The following is a 20,247-nucleotide window of genomic DNA, read 5'->3' on the forward strand; positions in this document are numbered from 1 at the left end:
ATTAAATTGTAGACTTAAATTGTTCTAAGAAACGCACATCGTTTTCACTTAATAAACGAATGTCGTTAATTTGATGTAATAACATCGCAATACGATCTATTCCTACTCCAAAAGCAAATCCAGAATACACTTTAGAATCTATTTTACAGTTTTCTAAAACATTAGGATCTACCATACCACAACCACCAATTTCTAACCAACCGGTTCCTTTAGTAATTTTGTAATCAGATTCTGTTTCTAGCCCCCAATACACATCAATTTCTGCACTTGGCTCTGTAAACGGGAAGTAAGACGGACGTAAACGAATTTTAGATTTTCCGAACATTTCTGTTGTAAAATACTGAAGCGTTTGCTTTAAGTCTGCAAAGCTTACATCTTTATCTATATATAATCCTTCTACTTGATGAAAGAAACAGTGAGAACGTGCCGAAATAGCTTCGTTTCTGTACACACGACCTGGAGAAATAGTACGAATTGGAGGTGCATTATTTTCCATATAACGCACTTGCACAGAACTGGTGTGTGTTCTTAATAACACATCTGGATCTGTTTGTACGAAAAATGTATCCTGCATATCTCTTGCTGGGTGATATTCCGGCAAATTTAAAGCCGTAAAATTATGCCAATCATCTTCAATTTCTGGACCTTCACTTACATTAAATCCTATGGTTGAAAAAATATCGATAATCTGATTTTTCACAATAGAAATCGGGTGACGCGCTCCAATAGAAATAGGTTCTCCTGGTCTAGATAAATCGCCATAAATTCCTTTTGCTTCGTCTTTACTTTCTAACTCTGCTTTTAAAGCATCTACACGACCTTGAGCCGTATTTTTAAGCTGATTAATAACCTGACCAAATTCTTTTTTCTGGTCGTTAGCTACGTTTTTAAATTCAGCAAAATAATCGTTTAACAATCCTTTTTTACCTAAGTATTTAATACGGAAAGCTTCAACTTCGTCTTTAGACTGTGCCTTAAACACTTCTGCTTCAGCAATAAGTTCTTTTATTTTATCAATCATGATGTTCCTTCAAAAATGAATGCAAATTTAATAATTCTTACTTTATATATTCGGTTTCAACGAAATAGTTTACAATAGCTTCTTTCATTAAAATACTTTGTTCTCCAGCTTTTAACGTTGGCAATTGTTCTTTTACGGTATAATGTGGCCACCCATCTTCATCTACAAAATCAAATTCATAGTATCCATAAGGCATCAATAATTTACAGATTGCGATATGCATTAAATCTAATTTCTGATCTTTTTTAAATGTGCGATCTAACTGCCCTAACTCCTGTAAACCAATTAAATAAATAATGGCATCCAGATCTAAGGTATCACCATCGGCAAACTGATTAGATAATTTAGTAACGACGTCTTTCCAGCGTGATTTTAATTCTTCGTCTCTTGACATATAATTTTTATTACGCTTAAACTGCGTATTGCAAAGTTAAAAAATAGCACCTCATTTCCTCTAAACATCGCATAAAATATGACAGATTCATTTTAAATATTATATTTGAGAAAACAACCAATTCATTATGAATTTATTAGACATTATACTTGCCGTAATACTCCTTTTTGGTTTAGTTCGGGGTTTTATAAACGGGTTATTTGTTGAAATTGCCTCTTTACTAGCTTTAATTGTTGGTATTTATGGAGCTATTAATTTTAGCGCCTACACAGCTACGCTTTTTAAAGACAAGGTAGATTGGGACCAGAATTATGTAAGTATCGTTGCCTTTGCAGCAACTTTTATAGTTATTGTTTTGGTTATTGGTCTAGCAGGAAAAGCATTTACTAAGCTTGCAGATTTTGCTTCTCTAGGTATTGTAAATAAATTTTTAGGCGGTATTTTTGGAATGCTTAAACTTGGTTTAATTGCAAGTATTGCTCTAAATATTTTTGGTAATTTAAATGACACGGTCCCTTTTATGGACCAAAAAGATATTGAAGAATCTATGCTTTACGAACCTGTAATTGCTATATCTACAAAACTATATCCTGCAATTAAAGAAAAGGTTGACCAGAAAAAACGAGATCTTTTAACTAAAGACAAGAAAGAAGAAGATTAATAACAGTCCAGTTTAAGCTGCCCTTTATTTTTATATACACTTAAAGGATGCTCTAAATGGTGTTTGCAAATAGCTTCTAAAACAATAAGAACCTCTTTTTGCATTGCTATAGAGCCGCAAATAAGAATCTCGCCTTTATGTTTTAAAACTTGAGCAACTTGTTCGGCATCGCGCTCTAAAAGGTGTTGTACATATAATTTTTTAGTGTCTTGTTGCGAATAGGCAATTTCAAGTTTATGTAGTCTATTTGTTTGTAAACCTTCATCTATAATTGGCTTGTAAATTTGGAAAGACGACTCTTGTCTTCCTCCCCAATACAATTGCATATTTTTATTAGAAGTGTTTTGATTTATCATTCCCAAGAACGGTGCAATTCCTGTTCCGTTTGCAATCATTAATACATGTTTGGTACGTTTAGCTAATCGGAATTCTGTATTCTTAATTAATCGCGCTTTGATTGCATCGTTTGGCTTTAAATTGTTTAAAAAATTAGAACACAATCCTAATTCCTGACGTTTTACACTTAAAAATACGGAATCGTTTACCTTTCCTACAGAATATAAACGCTCGGCACTATTTTCTTCGGGCTTGATCGCTAGTAAATCGCCAGATTTAAACCTTAATATTCCTAATTTAGGTTGTAATGCAATGGTAAAAGTATCGTCTGGATTCTCGCTTGCACTTGTTTTATTGGCAACTGTAAATGTTCGTTTTCGTTTCTTATTTTCCAGAACATCTTCTCCGGATAACTGGATTTGTAATCCTACTTTTTTAGACCATAAATTAATCCATTGTGTATAAGCTTCAAAAGATTTATTATGAATGGTGAACGGCTTTAAAAGCTGAACAGCATTCGGATCTGATTGAAATAACTCATCGACATTAAAAGCATATTTACAGAAATCTGGATATGCTAACGAGCCAAAACCAACCACACAATAACTATATGCATGATCGGATTGAATAGTTTTAAAAGTACTTTCGAATTTATTTGCGTTTTCAGGAGCTTCCCCTTGACCATAAGTTGCTGTAATAACAACGAAGTGTTCGCATTGTTTATAGGTTGAAAATGCATTTAATTCTGCAATAAAACTAGACTGACCTAACTTTAATAATTGCTTATGCAACATGTTTGCGTATTGCACTGTACTTCCGTTTTCAGAACCTATTAAAATGACAAACCTAGCATCGTCCTTTTTAAATTTATTTTTGAGTTTAGCCTTACGACGCTTTAAAGTCATGGCGAAACCAGAATACACAAAAAATAGAATATTTACACAAGCAATAGCCAGAACTAAAGCCCACAATATACTCCCTTGCCCAGTGTGTAAATTAATACTTAATCGAGAAACAATTGTTATAAACGGATATTTAGCTTCGCTTAAAACGGCTCCAGTATACTGATTCACTAAAACTTCGCGATCTTGTAATTGAAGTGTGTAATAATCTTCTACATCTTCAGAAAAAGGAAATTCTACACTTCGAACTTCAGATAGTTTGGTATCTCTAAATATAGATTGATCTTGTATATTTAACTTTGGCGTCTCAGAAATAGCATCATAATCAACATTCTGAGTAAGGGTTTCTTTTGGTAGTAAATCGAAACGATATAAAGACAAATACACACCTGTAAGCGTAAGAACAATAATTGGAATTAAAGACAAACGCCCCAAGACCACATGATAATACTGAGCAAAATTTTCGTTTACTATTTTACCAAAAAAGCGTTTAAAACTTCGCTGTCTCTTTACAATAAGTACCGTTCCGGAACCAGCAATTAAAAACAGTAAGAATGAAGTGATTCCAACAAAAATACGTCCTGTAGATTTTAAGAATAAAGACCTATGAAGACTAGTTGTCCATTGAAATAATGGCGACTTCTCTATAATATCTCCAATTTTATCTCCTGTTCTTGGGTCGATATAAAAGGTTTCAGCATCGCCGTCTTCAGTAATTACAGAGGCAGAAACAAAATCGTTAACATCGACATCGACGTTTAGAATTTCAATATAATTAGCTTTTAAATGCTGAATAGTTTCAGCAAGCGATACCTCATTAAAATCATGAACACGAAAGGGTTGCACCTGATTAGAAATGGGCTCGAACGCTAAAATTATCCCCGTTAATGAGGCTAACACTATAAAAGCAAAAGAAGATACAGCCAATGCTAGGTGGCTATATCTCCATATTGAAATTGTCATACTTTAATTTTATTTAGTTAGGAATCATACGGATGTAACGTATAAACCCTTTACCTTCTACTTTACTTTTTACGCTTGCAGATGTTAATTTAAACTCGACATCTTTTTCGTAATATTCTTGATCTTCTACAGCAGATTCAAAACGGATGCTATATCCTGAGTCTATTTTAGAATCGTCAATTTCAATTACATTTATACTACGTTGTCCGCCCGCAACTGTTGCTCCTGTTATGGCATCAATATTATTACGTTTTTTTCCGTAGAAATTAAACCAAGACGATAAATCGTTATACCATTCATCATCATCTCCCTGTACATACAAGGTCTTTTCGTATGCGCCTTCTGGATTTATTAATGAAATAACTACATAAGCACCTTCGCCAGTATAGTTAGTCATTTGCAACATACATTTATATTTAGACGCTGCTTCTACAGGTTTAAAAGAATAGAAACTAAAGGCTACTAATGCTAAAACACAAACTATTTTTAGTACTGAAAATTTATGCATATCTTATTTTAAAAAGTTAATATTTACGTCGTTTGCTTTTAAAAGCTCGTTCTCACTAGCTAAATCGTAAGCAGTTTCTTCAAACTCTGTTGTAATCGTTTTATCTGCTCCGTTTTCTAACAAATACTTTAAAACAGCATCGTTTTTAGCAGACATTGCCGATTTTAATAAAGGCGTAATCCCTTCTTTATTTTTCGCATTGATATCTACTTTATATTGTTTTGCAAGTTTAAGTAATTCGAATCCTTTATGATCTAAAGCTAGGTGATATAATGTATTTCCGTCTAACTGCGCCTTAGAAACATCTAATCCCTTTGAAGATAAAAGCTCAAGTTTAGAATTAAAATCGGCTTTGTTTCTAGGAGAAAAAGAGTTTATTAGATATACCGTTAAATTATTTCCGTTAGCATCTACAACATGTACATCTGCTCCTTTTTCTATTAAGAAAGAAACCACATCTGTTGTGTTCTTTTTAACCGCTAAAGCTAAAGCAGACTCTCCTTTTTTGTTTGTTACATTAATATTCTTCACTTCTTTTTGAAGTAAAGTAACAATGGCTAAATCATTTCTACCAGCTGCATTTAAAAAGGGCGTATTTCCATTTTCGTCGGCTTGATTTACATTTACACCTTTTGCTAAGAAGTAATTAATAACAGCTACATCTTTACTTTTTCCCGCTAAACCGTGTAAAGGGGTTAATCCGTTTTTAGTTGTTACATTTGCTTTAATGCCTTTCCCTTCTAAATATTTAAAAACATCTAAGCCATTAGAAGCGCCACGACCACCTGCACTGGCAAAGATCATAGCATTTCCACCTTCGTTATTTAGGTTTTTATAATCTACACCTTTAGCAATTAATTGATCTAACATATCTGTATTTCCAGACTTAGCTACATAATTAAAAATACCATTCCCATCTGCATCTTTACTATTAAGATCTATGCCTTTAGATGTAAAATAATTAATTGTTGTAAAATCTTGAGCACGCTGAGAGACTAACAACAGTGCATTCGCACCATGATGATCTAAATCTGTTAATTTTGCGCCGTTTGCTAAACATAAATCGTACACTTTAGTGTTATTCTGACCCGTTGCTGCTGCGAAATTTAAAACTGAATGACCGTGATTATCTAAAACATCTATTTTTGCACCTTGTGTTAAAAGGTATTCCATTAATTCTACATTTCCTTTATTTGCTGCCCAAAAGATATATGTACGTCCGTCGTGAGTTAATTTGTTTACGTCGTTCCCCTCTTGTTTTAATAAATGTAATATTGTTGCATTAGGCACTTCTGCTAAAATAGCCATGGTAACAGCATCGAAACTTCTTTCGTTAAGTTGCGCTGGGTCATTTCCTTCTTTAATTTGCATATCAACCGTTTCTATAGAAGGTTTACTTCCCCAGAATTCACGATTAAAAAACACATTAGAGTCTTGTTGTGCTTGAGCAAACGCTCCTAGAGCTAAAAATGCTCCTAAAATTCCATTTCTAAATACTGATTTTTTCATGTCTATTTTTTTACAAAAGATTCTATCACTTCGTTAATTTCTGATTCATTCTGATACTCAGTATCAGAAAACAAATACTTATATAATTGTTTATTATCTACTTTTTCTTCTAAGTTTAAATCTTTATCTCTAGCAAAAATGGCATCCCATTTTGCACGAACTAAAGCCCATTTAGCACTTGTCTTTTTCCAATAATCTTGAGCAGCTATACACTTACTGTCGTCTACCTTTGTATATGTATTGAATCCTTTTTCTTGTGCTATAACCACATCTTCTTTACCAGCTTCCCGAATTATTTTATCGTTATCTTGATCGTGAATCCATCCTGTTTTAGTAATTTCCTGACGGTTACGTCTTAAAGTAATATTGTAATCGCTACGTTTTGTGTATTCTCTTCGTGGCAATGGAGCTGTTGTAGTATTTTCCCAATAGCTTTTACCGTCTACATGAACCCAAGATGAAGAACCTTCGTAACGCGGACTATCATCTACTTGAAATACTTTTTGAGACCATTGTCCTTTTACTTCTGTTTTGGGAAGGCTTTTGTAACTCCATTCATTATCGCCATTATAGATATATAAATCTGTATTTTCGTATTCCCAATCTTGTCTCCAATGTTTAACAATATGTGGACTAGCAGGATTTCCTACAATTAACAAATGCTGTAAGACTATTTTATTATCAGCATCTTCGACCAACTCCACCCATTCTAATCCTTTATCATGCTTTGTTTCTGAAGGCATGTAAGTAGAATCGTTTACATAATTAAATGTTTCAGCGAAATTAAAAGTCACTTCGTGGCAACCACACATGTCTTTAATCGCTTTCTGGTCTTCCTTTTTATGCTCTTGTGCAAAGATTTTACTTGTACTAAACCCTAAAATACAAAGGGCAACTAGTATAATTCTTTTCATAGGTATTGGCTTGTTTTTTTACAAAATCACTAACCTTATTTAGACTCAATTAAAACAAGATTATATATTAGTGACAAATTTAAAAAAGAATGAGTCTAAATAAAAATTATATTTTACTTTTTTTTACTCTGTAAATCAATGAAACATAAGAATAACTCACAAAAAAACCATTGAATAGAAATTCAATGGTTTTAAAATATTTAAACTGAAATTTAGTTCTGAAATATTAATCTAAATGATAGATCTCCATAATATTATCAAGAATGTGCTCAAAATCGATCTTTAAATCGATTAGTTTACCTGTATGCATATCAAAAATCCATCCATGGACTTTAAGTCCTCTATTACGAATCGCTTTTTGTACTGCAGATGTTTTAATTAAGTTAACACATTGTTCCTGAACATTAAGTTCGATTAATCTGTCGTATCTTTTTTCTTCATCTTTAATGGCATTTAATTCATCTGCATGAATACGATATACATCTCTAATGTTTCTTAACCATGGATTTAATAAACCTAAATCTGCAGATTGCATTGCTGCATGTACACCACCACAACCGTAATGACCACAAACAACAACATGACTCACCTTTAAATGATCTACAGCATAATCTACAACAGACATCACATTTAAGTCGGTATTTGGCACCATATTGGCAATGTTTCTGTGTACAAAAGCTTGCCCTAATTCTAATCCCATTAATCCTTCTGCATCTACACGACTATCTGAACAACCTATGTATAAAAATTCTGGAGTTTGCCCATGGCGTAAATCTTCAAAGTAGTTTTCATTACTTGCTAATTTATCTTTAACCCACTTCTCGTTATTCTTAAAAACGTTTTTTAATATCATAATCTTGACTTTAACTGTTTTTTATATTGTTTTTTATTTCAACTTAAACACACCTATAAATAGCTATACACATATTTAGTTGATTATAAATCGGAGACCTTTTTTTTTAAGTACCAGATTTTATTTTGACCGACTTAACAGCCTTTTTAATCTATATTTATTTTGAAAATTCTAAAACATTGTCCTATACATGCTCAATACTATTAAAAGTAAACACATTAGAAGACTTTCTCTCTTAAAAACATATTAAAAGTAACTCCTTTTAGGTTTGAAAGATTGAAAAACTCAGTTTAATTTAGGACAAATTTGAATTGTTAGGCAACACCTTCTGGTGGCGGAGAAACATTCTCTAGATCTGATTGAGAATAGGTGTTTAAATAAAAATTATAGGAATTATCGGTCTCTAAAAGACTAAAAACATAACTTAAATCGCCATGTTCGTTTAACTCGAAACTAATTAACTTAACCGTTTCCTTACTATTTTCTTCTTCTGCTAAATTATAAAACATAGATACATCTGTGTTTTTTTCAAGCATAGTTATAAGTGCTGGTGCTGAAATAAACAACACAAAAATCATAGAAAAGAATAAGGATGTTAACGTTTTAGGCATTAATTATTGAGTAAAATATAAGTTTACGGTAAAAGTAGTTATAAAACTTTAATATCTGAGCTAGAAATCCAACCTGTTTTTCCATCAGACAATTTAATTTTTTTCCAATTATTTACAGTATCTAATACTTGTACTTTAGTTCCTTCGTGTAAAACAAAAGCTTCTTGACTACTTAAATTAGGTTCGCTTTTAACTTCACTTTCATGCACAAATACAATTGCAGGATTATCTTTTAATTTTAAATTGTAATTATGAAATGCAAAAAACAATGTTAGAAAGCCCAGACCTAAAACAATTACACTTGTTGTAAAAGCAATACGTTTTCTTGTTGTATATTCTGAAAAATAATAACTTATAAATAATACTACAAAAATTAAAAACAGTATTACGGTTGTTATTGCCCAACCATCGAAAGTTAAAACACTTGTAATATTTTTTAAAACTTTAGATAAGCCTACTTCAGGAACCACATCTATAGCATCTATAGTCATGTTTCTAGCATAAGAAATATTGTTTTTAATATCCTTATCGTTTGGAGCTAACTGTAAGGCTTTTTCAAAATAATACACACTAGGACCAACATGGTTTAGCTTATAATGTGCATTCCCTAAATTAAAAAACAGCTCGCTAGAATGCATACCATCATCTAAAATAGATTGATATTTATCTATAGCTTCAGCATATTTCCCGTTATTATAAAGCGTATTTGCTTGCTCGAAAATTGCATTATTATCTTGAGCAAATGTTAAACTGCCTAACAACATTATTAGTATATATAAAACTGCTTTCATTTTAACGTATTTGTTTATCAATTAATGAAATAGTGCTTGCGGCCTTATCAAAATCTTGTTGCATAGTAACTTGTGTTAATGGCGTATAACGTGCCAATTCACAACTTTCTAATAAAGATGCAAATTCTGAAACTACTGCTGGCTCTACTTCCTTATTCTTGAGTAACTCTTGTATTCTATCTTTACTTAACTCGCCAGTTTCAATATTTAACTTCGCTTTTAAATAATTATGTAATGCTTTCTCTAAAGCTACATAAAAGGCTTCTTTTTTACCTAATGCTTTTTTAGCTTCACTTAAATATTTCTTAGCTAACTTATCTGCTTTTCGTATTTTATTTCCTGTAACATCTGCGTCTCTAACTGCTTTTTGTTTTCTAAATACCATTGCTAACGGAATCATTAAAAACGGTACTAATAAAGATCCCCAAAACAATTTGGTCTTAAAGAAATATGATGATGTATTAGACTCTAGATTGGTTTTTGTTTTAATAAAAGCAAAGTGATCTTTATTTAAAACAACAGGTTGCTTTTCTCCTCCAGAAGCAGATGGTTGCGTACTTGCAACAGTACTATTTGGCCCCTGAGTAACATCTACAATAATTTCGTCTGAAGACAGACGCTTATAAGATTCTGTTTTTAGATCAAAATAAGAAAAAGAAATACTTGGTATTGGATATTTTCCTTTAAACTGAGGCACTACCGTATAACTATCTGAAATACGACCTTGCATTCCGTTTAAATTTGTTCTTACATTTTCGTTATGTTCTGGCTCGTAAACTTCAAGAGAACTTGGTAAAACCACTTTAGGTAATTCGAATAATTTTAAATTTCCATTACCAGAAACCTCAACATTTAAATCTAAAGATTCTGATGCTTCTAATTTGGTTTTAGAGGTACTTACTTTAAATTTAAAATCTCCTACAGCTCCAGTAAAATCGTCTGGTTTACCTTTTTCTGGAAGTTGTTTAACATTAATAGTACGCTCTCCTGCAGAAACTGTTTTATGAACTTGTGTCATTAATCTGCCTCCAAAAATATCACGTCTATTTGTTGCCACATCTACAGTAAGATCTAAGCTTAAAGGTTCAATTTTAAGTTTTCCTGTTTTTTGAGGATATAATACTGTTTTACGTAATACCAAGTAGCGATAAGGTTCTCCTTCGTAAGTTCCATTCTGTACTTTTAATCCTTTAATATCTATATTCTGACTCCAGAAATCGCTGTATTTCGGACTGTTTATTTCACGCCATTGGCTTACACCGGTAGTTGTAGATACGTATAATTTGTACACCACTGTAATGGCTTCATTTAAATACGGACTTGCCTTAGAAACCTCAGCAACTAAATGAATGTTCTCTGATGCAACAAAATCTGCATTATTACCATCTTTGGGTTTACTAACCGCAGAGGTTACTGTAATTTTTATTGGTGTGGTTTTATAAACTTCACCCTCTATCTCTATTGTCGCTTGATTTAACGTGAAACTCCCCTTACTTTTTGGTGATAAGAAATAAGAATATGTTTTTTTATATTGAGATACACCGTTTACCCACGATTTACTAACCGATTGATTTGGCCCACCTACAACAGTGAAACTTGAAAAATTTGGCGGATTAAAATTATCGCCATCTTTATTCATTACAAAATCTACTCGTAATCGTTCATTAATACCCAGCTTAGTTTTACTCACCTTAGCTTCAAACTTAACCTGTGCAAAGGTTACGCTAGAGACCAGTAAAACTAAAACTATAACTATGTGTTTAATACTTTTCATTTTAAATTCATTCTAAAAACAAACTACCAATCTTTATCGGTTTTAATACGTTCACCTTTTTGTTTCTCAGCATTCATCTTTTCTTGAACTTTCTGTTCTTGATTGTTCATCGCCTCTAACAAGTTTTTAATTTGTTGTGGAGACATTTGGCCTTGTTGTGGCTTAGACTCTTGTGGCTGTTCTTTTTTATCCTGATCGCCTTTGCCTTGATCTTTCTTATCGTCTTTAGGCTTACCATCTTCATTTTCTTTCTGGTCGCCTTTATCTTTATCTTGGTCCCCTTCGTCTTTTTTATCCTGATCTTTTTTATCGCCTTCGTCTTTCTTATCTTGATCTTTTTGGTCCTGATCTTTATTATCCTTGTTCTGGTCCTTATTCTGATCTTTGTTATCTTGATCTTTATTCTGATCCTTGTTTTGATCTTTATTGTCTTTATTATCTTGGTTTTGCTGTTCTTGCTCTTTAGCACATTCTTTAGCTAATCCAAAATTGTAACGTGTTTCTTCGTCTGACGGATCGTTTCTTAGTGCATTCTTATAAACCTCTACCGCTTCTTTACACTTCTTATTCTGCATTAAAATATTTCCAATATTATGAAAAGCTTTATGTTTCTCTGCACGATCGGTTGCCTTAGTTGCAGCTTCTTGTAAACGATATAAAGACTCTTCGTAATTCCCTTTTTTGAAATACGACGTTCCTAAATTATAAATTCCAGAAACGTTAGATTGTTCTTCAGAAATTGCTTTTCTGTACGCCATCTCTGCAGCAACATAGTCATCTCCCTGAATTTTCTCGTTACCTTCAAAAACAAAATTATTAGATTGTCTTTGGGTTTCAAGAGCAGCTTCATCATCTTCTTGTGCAAAAGCAGAAAACGAGAATAAAGTGATAAAAATTAATACGATACTTTTCATAACAAACATTCCAAAGTCTCCGAATATTAATGATTTTTTAGCGTTATCTATCATAAGTTTTCGTTAAATAAGTTCAACTTCGTTAACCATCCTGTCTTACGATCTAGTAAGAAAATATCTATAAATAACAATAAAATTGCAAGCCCAATAAACCACTGAAATTGGTCTTTAAAATCAGCAAATTGTTTCGCTTCAAATTCTGTTTTATCCATACCGTTAAGAATGTCTCGAATTTGAGTTACAACTTCACTTGTTTGTTTACCATTTATATATACTCCATTGGCTTCGTTCGCAATATTCTGAAGTGTTTCTTCATTTAATCGTGTAATTACTGTCTCGCCATTGCTATCTTTTTTATAATTTATAACAACACCATTTCTCTTTTCAGGAATGGGACCTCCTTTTACATCTCCTACACCAATAGTAAAAATTCTTATACCTTCTTCAGCCGCTTCTTCTGCAACTTGAGCGGAAACTTCGCTATGATCTTCCCCATCTGAAATAATGATAAGCACACGGTTGGTTTGCTCTGAATCGTCATAATAGGTTTTAGCCAAATTAATAGCTTCGTTTATAGCAGTTCCTTGAGACGACATCATGTCTGTATTCATATTCTGAAGAAACATTTTTGCCGAAGCATAATCGGTAGTAATTGGCAATTGCGGAAAAGCTTTCCCTGCATAAGCAATAATACCAACACGATCGCTAGCCAGATTATTAATAATTTGTGTGACTAATTGTTTTGCTTTTTCTAGTCTGTTAGGCGCTATATCTTCGGCCAACATACTTTTAGAAACATCTACAGCGAAAACAATATCTACACCTTCACGCTTAACGGTTTCTAACTTGGTTCCTACTTTAGGGTTAACCAATGCAATTGCCAAAGAAGCAAAAGCCAAGCAAAGAACTACCACTTTTAAAACCGACTTAAATACCGAACGATTGGGACTTAAACGCTTTAAAAGTGCTTTATCTGCGAATTTTTTTTGAGTATGGCGTTTCCAAATTTGGAGCACGGAATAGATGATGATAATCACCGGAATGACACACAATGCCCAAAACCATATTTTTTCTTCTAATTGAAACATCTATTATATAAAACTTTTGAATATTGTAGATCGAAGTAAAATTTCAAGTAATAATAACATTCCTGCCAATAATACTAACGGACGGAATTTTTCTTCGTAATTATAGTACTTAAATTCTTCTATATCTGTTTTTTCCAGTTTATTAATTTCTCCGTAAATTTCTTCTAGCTTCTTGTTATCTGTAGCTCTAAAATATTCACCTCCTGTAACTTTAGCGATATCTTTTAATAAAGCTTCGTCTATCTCTACCTGAACACGTCCGTATTGAAAACTTCCGTTTGGTAAAATTCCGATTGGCGATAAGGCCATACCATTAGATCCTAATCCGATAGTATAGGTTTTAATACCAAATTCTACAGCCATTTCACTGGCAATTTTAGGATCTATAAACCCCGAGTTATTAACACCATCTGTAAGCAAAATAATCACTTTACTTTTTGCTTTACTATCTTTTAACCGGTTTACTGCAGTTGCTAATCCCATTCCAATTGCTGTTCCGCCTTCAATAATATTATTATATTTAATATCGTTTAAAGAGCGAATAACAATGCCCTTATCACTAGTAATTGGTGTTCTGGTATAACTCTCTCCAGCGTATTCTACTAAACCAATTCTATCGTTAGGGCGCTCTTTAATAAACTCGGCAGCAACTTCTTTTAAAGCCTCTAAACGGTTTGGTTTTAAATCTTTCGCCAACATACTTGCCGACACATCTATTGCCATAACAATATCTATACCTTTAGTTGTATTTGTTCTAGAAGACACATCTACAGTTCTGGGTCTTGCTAATGCCATTATTAATAATGCCAAAGCCAATAAACGTAAAGCAAAAAGAATATGTTTTAATTTTGGCAACCACGAATTGGTTACTTTAAACCCTTTAATACTAGACATTTTAAGTTCTGCATTTTGTTTATTCTGCTTAAAGATGTACCATACAATTGCTAGTGGTAGCAATAATAGCAACCAGAATACTTCTTTGTTTAAAAATTCTATACCCTCAAACATTATTCTGCTTTATTTAGTTCTACGGAATTTACAATGCGATCTGCCATTTCTTCTGCATACACATCATCGTTTTTCCATGTAATTATAATTTCTTGTAACACATTCTGTCCAGTAAAGTGAAGCATTATATAATGTCCCGACACATAATTGTCTGAATCGCCTACAGGAATATGTCCGTTACCAAAGGTTTTTAAACCTTTCGCTCCATTAGGAGTAGTAAATTCTTCTTGTTTTACTGTAATATCTGTTACTTTATTAAGTTCGAATTGTTTTATAGCACGTTCTGATGCTTCATTTAAATCAATTCCTTTGTCTTCTTGCTCGGGTTGCTGACCACCTTGTTGTTGTGCTTGCTGATTTTGTTGAGGAGCAAACTTCTGAGTTGTTACATTAACACTAAAATCGTCTAACATGGTACCGAATCCGAACTTAGTGACTTGTATTTTCTCTTTTAACTCGTCTGGAACAGGACTCTCTAAACGCATTAACACTTCTGGTGTTGTAATCTTAACAGGTGGCACACCATAAGAACTTGTAACCCATTGCCCTTCTAGCAATTGCTTAGTATCATGCCCTAAAAGTGTATCTTTTGTATAATTAAACCCATATTTAAAAGCAAAACCTGCAAAGATTAAAACAATTAAACCAACTCCTGCAGCTACAGAAATAATAATTTTTTTACGTTTCTTTTTGCGTGCTTGTTCTTCTTTATATTGCAGATTTAATAACTTTTCTTCTTCATCTGGCTCAGGAAGTACTTCCTTAACGTGATCGATTTCTGTAGCAATGGTTTGCTTATCCATTTCGGCCAAGGCAACATCTGGAGCAGACTTTGCAAATTTCACTAAATCGGCACGTTTTAAAATACTTTCAATATTTTTAATAGTCTGTTTACTAAAATCTATTTGATTACCTTCTTTTAATAACTCTAATCGACTCACTAATTCATCTGTAGTACTTTCTAAAGCTTTATCGTAAACTTTTTCATCTAAATACTTACGAAGTACAAGTGTTAACTCTGAATAGTATTCTTTAATTTCGTCTTGTACTAAAAACTCACTATCGTCTAATTTCTGAAGTGCTAATTTTGCACGCTCGTATGGTGGTAATAATGCAATTTCTTCCTCTTCGGTAAGTGGTTTTTTACGCCATAAAAACCAATATAATAATCCGCCTACAATAAGTAATCCTAAAAGAATATAGAGTGGTAATCGCCACCAGTTATTATTCATTTTTTCTACTTGTATGTAAGGCTTAATATCGTAAAGTCCTTGCTTTGTAGAGTCGACAACAATATCTCTAATTTCTACTTTTAAAGAATCTGTCTGAAACGTTTTATCTCCAACAACAATTTTTTGAATTGGAATGGTATAATGCCCAGAATCGAATTGCGTTAAACCATATTTTTTAATTAAATTGAATTTATCATCTAATTTGGTAGTGTCTACAGGATACGATTGTATCATTTCCATAGGCGTGAATGTTTGCCCTTCAGGAAACACAACTAACTTTGTAGAGTCTACTTCAACTTCAATTTTATACGTGATTTGCGCACCTACTTTAACAGATGTAGAATCTATTCCTGAGGTTATATCTTGCGCATACGAATAGCCCGAGAATAAGCTGAATACGACTAGTAAACACAAGCTATTCTTAACACGATTCAATATTTGGAATTTAAAAATTTTCATAAGTTATTTAAGATTATCATCTGCGTTTAAAATAGCCAAGTAATTTTTTTACATAACTTTCGTCTACACGACAATCTATCGTTCCAGCTCCAGATTTAGCGAAGCTGTCTTTATAATAGTTTACTTTTTCTTGATAATATTTACTGTAATTTGTTCTTACAGTTTTAGACGATGTATTAACCAACATAAGTTCGCCTGTTTCTTCGTCTTGAATATGTACCATTCCTAAATTAGGGATACTTTCTTCATGTTTATCATACACCCGAATTCCAGTAACATCGTGACGTTTAGACGCAATTTTTAGAGTCTGCTTATAATCGTCTGATATGAAATCTGAAAGCACAAAAACAATAGCGCGTTTTTTCTGAATACTTGACAAGAACTTAAACGCTTCTGCAATATTAGTTTCCTTACTTTTTGGTTCAAACTCTATAAGTTCTCTAATAATTCTTAAAACATGAGAACGACTTTTTTTAGGCGGAATATAAAGCTCAACCGTATCAGAAAACAAAATCAATCCAATTTTATCGTTGTTTTGCGTTGCCGAAAAAGCCAATGTCGCAGCGATTTCTGTAACCACTTCGTTTTTAAATTGTTGTTCTGTTCCAAACATTTCAGACCCAGAAACATCAACCATAAGCATCATGGTTAACTCACGCTCTTCTTCAAACACTTTTATATAAGGTTCGTTATAACGAGCGGTAACATTCCAATCTATATTTCTAACATCGTCTCCAAATTGATACTGACGCACTTCACTAAATGTCATACCACGACCTTTGAAGGTAGAATGATATTCTCCTCCAAAAATATGATTAGACAAACGACGTGTCTTAATCTCAACTTTTCGAACTTTTTTTAGTAACTCTTTAGTGTCCATACTTCAATTTACGATTCTGGATTTATGATTCATGTTTAAAGAAACAACCAATCGTTATTCTTCATTCTTAAATTAAAAATCCTATGGCACTTCAATTTCATTAACAATCTTGGTAATGATATCTTCTGAAGTAATATTTTCTGCTTCAGCTTCGTAAGTAATTCCTATTCTGTGACGTAACACATCGTAAACAACGGCACGTACATCTTCTGGAATTACATAACCACGACGCTTAATAAACGCATAACATTTAGCTGCTGTAGCTAGGTTAATACTACCACGAGGAGACGCCCCAAAAGAAATTAAAGGTTTTAAGTCTGATAATCTATATTTTTCTGGGTAACGTGTTGCGAAAATAATATCAAGAATGTATTTCTCAATTTTCTCGTCCATATATACTTCACGAACGGCTTCTTGCGCTCTTAAAATCTGCTCTACAGAAACCACTGGATTTACTTTCTCGTAAGTTCCTCTTAAATTAGCACGAACAATAAGTTGCTCTTCATCTAATTTAGGATAATCAATAACTGTTTTCAACATAAAACGGTCTACTTGCGCTTCTGGTAACGGATACGTTCCTTCTTGCTCTACCGGGTTTTGTGTTGCCATTACTAAAAACGGTTTATCTAAAATAAACGTTTCATCTCCAATAGTAACTTGCTTTTCCTGCATCGCTTCTAATAAAGCAGATTGTACTTTTGCAGGCGCTCTGTTAATCTCATCTGCAAGTACAAAGTTTGCAAATATCGGTCCCTTTTTAATAGAGAAATCGTTATCCTTAATGTTATAAATTAAAGTACCTACAACATCTGCAGGTAATAAGTCTGGTGTAAATTGCACACGACTAAAACTACCATCTATTGCTTTAGATAGTGTATTAATGGCTAATGTTTTTGCTAATCCAGGAACTCCTTCTAAAAGTATGTGTCCTTGACCTAACAACCCAATAAGTAAGCGTTCTACCATATGTTTTTGCCCAACGATTACTTTATTCATTTCTAGTGTAAGTAAATCGACAAAAGCACTTTCTCTTTCTATCTTTTCGTTGATTGATTTGATATCAACTGTACTGGTATCCTCCATATTCTATTTTTTAAAAACTCGAATTAAGTAAGCATTTTTAATGCCATGCAAATTGTTAAAATTTTCCGTGTTTAGCTGTTAATAATTGGTTAAAAATTAAACATTATGTATTAATTAAGATTTTCTGTGCAAAAAACAGAATTCTAAAACAAGAATGTATCAGAATTAGATAATAATTAACGTGTACACTAGTAAATTTTAATGTGTATTAAGTATTTTTATACGAAAGTATTCAAAAAAATAAAATCACATAATGAAGACTAAGATAGCATTAATTACAGGTGCCACAAGTGGTATTGGAAAATCTACAGCTCAAGAATTTGCTAAACACCACATAAAGTTAGTTTTATGCGGACGTAGACAAGACCGTCTAGACACCATAAAAGAAACATTAGAAAAAGAGACCGAAGTGTACACCTTAAATTTTGATGTAAGAGACAAGGAAGCAACACAAGCTGCAATAGATTCTCTTCCTGAAGATTTTTCTAACATAGATATTTTAATTAATAACGCAGGAAACGCACATGGGCTAGACACCATACAAGATGGAAACACAGACGATTGGGATGCCATGTTAGATATTAACGTAAAAGGTGTTTTATATGTTAGCCATGCGATTATGCCAAAAATGATAGCTCGTAAATCTGGACATATTATAAACATTGGCTCTTCTGCAGGGAAAGAAGTTTACCCTAAAGGAAATGTATATTGCGCAACCAAACATGCCGTTTTAGCCATTACAGAAGGGATGCGAATAGACATGAATCCTTACGGAATAAAAGTAGGAGCTGTTAATCCTGGTTTAGTTGAAACTGAATTCTCTAAAGTTAGATTTAAAGGAGACCCTAAAGCAGCTGACGTTTACAAAGGATACCAAGCCTTACAACCTCAAGATATTGCCGAAATTATTTACTTTGTTATTAGCAGACCTTATCATGTTAACATTGCAGATTTACTCGTGTTTCCAACTGCTCAGGCCAGCTCTACTATTCTAAACAAAGATTAACATGATTAATAAGCGACTTCTTATTAAAAACCTATTAGCGCATAATGACGAGAATAGCTTTTACGATAAAAAGCGCAAAATTAATATTAGCGAAAAAGAAGGTAAAGCCAAGTTTTTAAAACATGTTTGCGCCCTTTCTAATAGCAACCCTAAAAACAATTCTTACATTGTTATTGGAGTAGAAGATGATGATAACGAAATTATTGGAGTCGATTTTTTTGACGATAGTAAAATTCAGAATTTAATAAACGCCTATCTTACCAATCCACCAATTGTACAATACGAAAACATTCCGTTTCCGCATTTACCAAATCATAAAGTTGTTGGACTGGTAACGATACGTGCGAATAACAAAATCACTTCTCTACGGAAAAACATTTGGAAATATTACGGTGGCGCAGTCTTTTTTAGGGATGGCAGCATAAGTATGCCTAAAGCATTTGATATAAAAATTGAAGATGTAAATTCTAAGCTTGTTGAAGCCATAGAAAACCACGCACAAAATAATATTGAATACACCTTAAATGGCGTTATCGACTTCCTAAATTCAAGAAAAGATTACAATCCCGAGTACCGCGTTTTTAAAGAATATTTTGTGGTCTGTTGGGCTGGACAGAAAAAAGTAGTTAAAGACAATACGTATTATTCCAGAGTAGATATTGAATTAATAAACGAACAAGTTCGATTGTTTTTTTCGGCTCTAGATGAAGTTTCAATTTCTATTACCGAAGACTCTTTTAATATTATTGAATATCTGCACTTAGGCCTACAAGATGCCTATAACTATTATCCTTTAGAAGAAACTATAATTAGCTTTAAAGACAATGCAAGCTACCATATAAACACAAAATTATTATTTGAACCGCCTCAATATGACAGAAAAGTTCTACATCATATTTATAATTCAAATAATGCAATAATAGACAAGCTAAAAAATGGAAGAGCTCTCAATACAACCGAGAAACATGATATAAAAAACCTTCCTGCCACATATTTAATATGTTATCTAAACAATTTTCCCGAAGCTCTTAACAAACTCTACAAAGCAAAATTCTATCTTAAATCTTATAATTTAGAAGTTTACCTGCTTTACAAAAAAACGTTACGCATTTTAAGGAAAGTAAAATACAGTTAAATTTTAACTACACACTAATAGTGACCAACTACATGCGTTTTCATACCAATCACATAATTCATGATAATAAAACCTAAAATAGATTCTATATTCGTGCAGCTATTAATCAACTATCAATATAAACACCTTGTTTCTCCCAATTTTATTTGGCATTGAAATAAGGTTTTTTTTATTTCTAAAAAACCGACTATTTACATAGACGGTT

General features: G+C 32.7%; 19 protein-coding genes. 3 read left to right on the top strand and 16 right to left on the bottom strand.

Annotated elements, in window-relative coordinates; all coding sequences use genetic code 11:
- Position 1: 1 nt before the first annotated feature.
- Both pheS and GQR95_RS04200 read right to left on the bottom strand, forming a co-directional pair.
- A complete protein-coding gene (gene pheS / locus GQR95_RS04195) occupies positions 2-1,021 on the bottom strand; it encodes a phenylalanine--tRNA ligase subunit alpha (protein ID WP_159021973.1) in 1,020 nt (339 codons plus the stop codon).
- A gap of 37 nt (positions 1,022-1,058) precedes the next feature.
- Positions 1,059-1,415, bottom strand: coding sequence for a hypothetical protein (locus GQR95_RS04200; protein WP_159021974.1), 357 nt, complete (start codon positions 1,413-1,415; stop codon positions 1,059-1,061).
- A 127-nt stretch (positions 1,416-1,542) separates the two neighbouring features.
- Between GQR95_RS04200 and GQR95_RS04205 the strand changes: the two genes are divergently transcribed.
- Positions 1,543-2,076 (top strand): CvpA family protein, encoded by a 534-nt coding sequence (locus GQR95_RS04205; RefSeq protein WP_159021975.1) that lies wholly within the window; start codon positions 1,543-1,545, stop codon positions 2,074-2,076.
- Here the strand turns inward: GQR95_RS04205 and GQR95_RS04210 are convergent.
- From GQR95_RS04210 to GQR95_RS04275, 14 genes are all read right to left on the bottom strand, one after another.
- Positions 2,073-4,277 (bottom strand): PepSY domain-containing protein, encoded by a 2,205-nt coding sequence (locus GQR95_RS04210; protein ID WP_159021976.1) that lies wholly within the window; start codon positions 4,275-4,277, stop codon positions 2,073-2,075. The two genes, GQR95_RS04205 and GQR95_RS04210, sit on opposite strands and share 4 nt — an antisense overlap.
- A 13-nt stretch (positions 4,278-4,290) precedes the next feature.
- Complete coding sequence (locus GQR95_RS04215) at positions 4,291-4,785, bottom strand: DUF2271 domain-containing protein (RefSeq protein ID WP_159021977.1); 495 nt, start codon at positions 4,783-4,785, stop codon at positions 4,291-4,293.
- A gap of 3 nt (positions 4,786-4,788) precedes the next feature.
- Positions 4,789-6,294: an ankyrin repeat domain-containing protein gene (locus tag GQR95_RS04220; RefSeq protein WP_159021978.1), complete on the bottom strand. Its 1,506-nt coding sequence runs from the start codon at positions 6,292-6,294 to the stop codon at positions 4,789-4,791.
- Positions 6,295-6,296: 2 nt separating this feature from the next.
- Positions 6,297-7,208 carry a DUF6607 family protein gene (locus GQR95_RS04225; RefSeq protein WP_159021979.1) on the bottom strand — a complete coding sequence of 304 codons (912 nt, stop codon included), beginning with the start codon at positions 7,206-7,208 and terminating at the stop codon, positions 6,297-6,299.
- 226 nt (positions 7,209-7,434) lie between these two features.
- Positions 7,435-8,061: a carbonic anhydrase gene (locus GQR95_RS04230; RefSeq protein ID WP_159021980.1), complete on the bottom strand. Its 627-nt coding sequence runs from the start codon at positions 8,059-8,061 to the stop codon at positions 7,435-7,437.
- 314 nt (positions 8,062-8,375) lie between these two features.
- A complete protein-coding gene (locus GQR95_RS04235; protein WP_159021981.1) occupies positions 8,376-8,672 on the bottom strand; it encodes a hypothetical protein in 297 nt (98 codons plus the stop codon).
- Between the two features lie 38 nt (positions 8,673-8,710).
- Positions 8,711-9,463 carry a tetratricopeptide repeat protein gene (locus tag GQR95_RS04240; protein WP_159021982.1) on the bottom strand — a complete coding sequence of 251 codons (753 nt, stop codon included), beginning with the start codon at positions 9,461-9,463 and terminating at the stop codon, positions 8,711-8,713.
- Between the two features lies 1 nt (position 9,464).
- Complete coding sequence (locus GQR95_RS04245) at positions 9,465-11,237, bottom strand: BatD family protein (RefSeq protein WP_159021983.1); 1,773 nt, start codon at positions 11,235-11,237, stop codon at positions 9,465-9,467.
- Between the two features lie 23 nt (positions 11,238-11,260).
- Complete coding sequence (locus tag GQR95_RS04250) at positions 11,261-12,205, bottom strand: tetratricopeptide repeat protein (protein WP_233265994.1); 945 nt, start codon at positions 12,203-12,205, stop codon at positions 11,261-11,263.
- Positions 12,202-13,239, bottom strand: coding sequence for a VWA domain-containing protein (locus tag GQR95_RS04255; protein ID WP_159021984.1), 1,038 nt, complete (start codon positions 13,237-13,239; stop codon positions 12,202-12,204). The genes GQR95_RS04250 and GQR95_RS04255 overlap by 4 nt, the downstream gene beginning before the upstream one ends.
- 3 nt (positions 13,240-13,242) lie before the next feature.
- Positions 13,243-14,247: a VWA domain-containing protein gene (locus GQR95_RS04260; RefSeq protein ID WP_159021985.1), complete on the bottom strand. Its 1,005-nt coding sequence runs from the start codon at positions 14,245-14,247 to the stop codon at positions 13,243-13,245.
- Entirely contained in the window at positions 14,247-15,938 is a 1,692-nt protein-coding gene (locus tag GQR95_RS04265; RefSeq protein WP_233265995.1) for a hypothetical protein, read from the bottom strand. Before GQR95_RS04265 ends, GQR95_RS04260 begins: the two co-directional genes overlap by 1 nt.
- A 16-nt stretch (positions 15,939-15,954) precedes the next feature.
- Entirely contained in the window at positions 15,955-16,818 is an 864-nt protein-coding gene (locus GQR95_RS04270) for a DUF58 domain-containing protein (RefSeq protein WP_159021986.1), read from the bottom strand.
- A gap of 81 nt (positions 16,819-16,899) precedes the next feature.
- A complete protein-coding gene (locus GQR95_RS04275; protein ID WP_159021987.1) occupies positions 16,900-17,901 on the bottom strand; it encodes a MoxR family ATPase in 1,002 nt (333 codons plus the stop codon).
- Positions 17,902-18,154: 253 nt separating this feature from the next.
- Between GQR95_RS04275 and GQR95_RS04280 the strand changes: the two genes are divergently transcribed.
- Positions 18,155-18,907 carry an SDR family NAD(P)-dependent oxidoreductase gene (locus GQR95_RS04280; RefSeq protein ID WP_159021988.1) on the top strand — a complete coding sequence of 251 codons (753 nt, stop codon included), beginning with the start codon at positions 18,155-18,157 and terminating at the stop codon, positions 18,905-18,907.
- Between the two features lies 1 nt (position 18,908).
- Positions 18,909-20,042 carry an ATP-binding protein gene (locus tag GQR95_RS04285; RefSeq protein ID WP_159021989.1) on the top strand — a complete coding sequence of 378 codons (1,134 nt, stop codon included), beginning with the start codon at positions 18,909-18,911 and terminating at the stop codon, positions 20,040-20,042.
- Positions 20,043-20,247 lie beyond the last annotated feature (205 nt).

It is taken from the genome of Formosa sp. L2A11 (assembly GCF_009796865.1).
Classification (GTDB): domain Bacteria; phylum Bacteroidota; class Bacteroidia; order Flavobacteriales; family Flavobacteriaceae; genus Formosa.

Excerpts from the sequence above, each read along its gene's own strand:
- GQR95_RS04285 (WP_159021989.1), top strand. The coding sequence starts at position 18,909 with ATGATTAATAAGCGACTTCTTATTAAAAACCTATTAGCGCATAATGAC.
- GQR95_RS04205 (WP_159021975.1), top strand. The coding sequence starts at position 1,543 with ATGAATTTATTAGACATTATACTTGCCGTAATACTCCTTTTTGGTTTA.
- GQR95_RS04220 (WP_159021978.1), bottom strand. The coding sequence starts at position 6,294 with ATGAAAAAATCAGTATTTAGAAATGGAATTTTAGGAGCATTTTTAGCT.
- GQR95_RS04215 (WP_159021977.1), bottom strand. The coding sequence starts at position 4,785 with ATGCATAAATTTTCAGTACTAAAAATAGTTTGTGTTTTAGCATTAGTA.
- GQR95_RS04245 (WP_159021983.1), bottom strand. The coding sequence starts at position 11,237 with ATGAAAAGTATTAAACACATAGTTATAGTTTTAGTTTTACTGGTCTCT.
- pheS (WP_159021973.1), bottom strand. The coding sequence starts at position 1,021 with ATGATTGATAAAATAAAAGAACTTATTGCTGAAGCAGAAGTGTTTAAG.
- GQR95_RS04235 (WP_159021981.1), bottom strand. The coding sequence starts at position 8,672 with ATGCCTAAAACGTTAACATCCTTATTCTTTTCTATGATTTTTGTGTTG.
- GQR95_RS04250 (WP_233265994.1), bottom strand. The coding sequence starts at position 12,205 with ATGATAGATAACGCTAAAAAATCATTAATATTCGGAGACTTTGGAATG.
- GQR95_RS04210 (WP_159021976.1), bottom strand. The coding sequence starts at position 4,277 with ATGACAATTTCAATATGGAGATATAGCCACCTAGCATTGGCTGTATCT.
- GQR95_RS04240 (WP_159021982.1), bottom strand. The coding sequence starts at position 9,463 with ATGAAAGCAGTTTTATATATACTAATAATGTTGTTAGGCAGTTTAACA.
- GQR95_RS04225 (WP_159021979.1), bottom strand. The coding sequence starts at position 7,208 with ATGAAAAGAATTATACTAGTTGCCCTTTGTATTTTAGGGTTTAGTACA.
- GQR95_RS04200 (WP_159021974.1), bottom strand. The coding sequence starts at position 1,415 with ATGTCAAGAGACGAAGAATTAAAATCACGCTGGAAAGACGTCGTTACT.
- GQR95_RS04275 (WP_159021987.1), bottom strand. The coding sequence starts at position 17,901 with ATGGAGGATACCAGTACAGTTGATATCAAATCAATCAACGAAAAGATA.
- GQR95_RS04230 (WP_159021980.1), bottom strand. The coding sequence starts at position 8,061 with ATGATATTAAAAAACGTTTTTAAGAATAACGAGAAGTGGGTTAAAGAT.
- GQR95_RS04270 (WP_159021986.1), bottom strand. The coding sequence starts at position 16,818 with ATGGACACTAAAGAGTTACTAAAAAAAGTTCGAAAAGTTGAGATTAAG.
- GQR95_RS04265 (WP_233265995.1), bottom strand. The coding sequence starts at position 15,938 with ATGAAAATTTTTAAATTCCAAATATTGAATCGTGTTAAGAATAGCTTG.
- GQR95_RS04260 (WP_159021985.1), bottom strand. The coding sequence starts at position 14,247 with ATGTTTGAGGGTATAGAATTTTTAAACAAAGAAGTATTCTGGTTGCTA.
- GQR95_RS04255 (WP_159021984.1), bottom strand. The coding sequence starts at position 13,239 with ATGTTTCAATTAGAAGAAAAAATATGGTTTTGGGCATTGTGTGTCATT.
- GQR95_RS04280 (WP_159021988.1), top strand. The coding sequence starts at position 18,155 with ATGAAGACTAAGATAGCATTAATTACAGGTGCCACAAGTGGTATTGGA.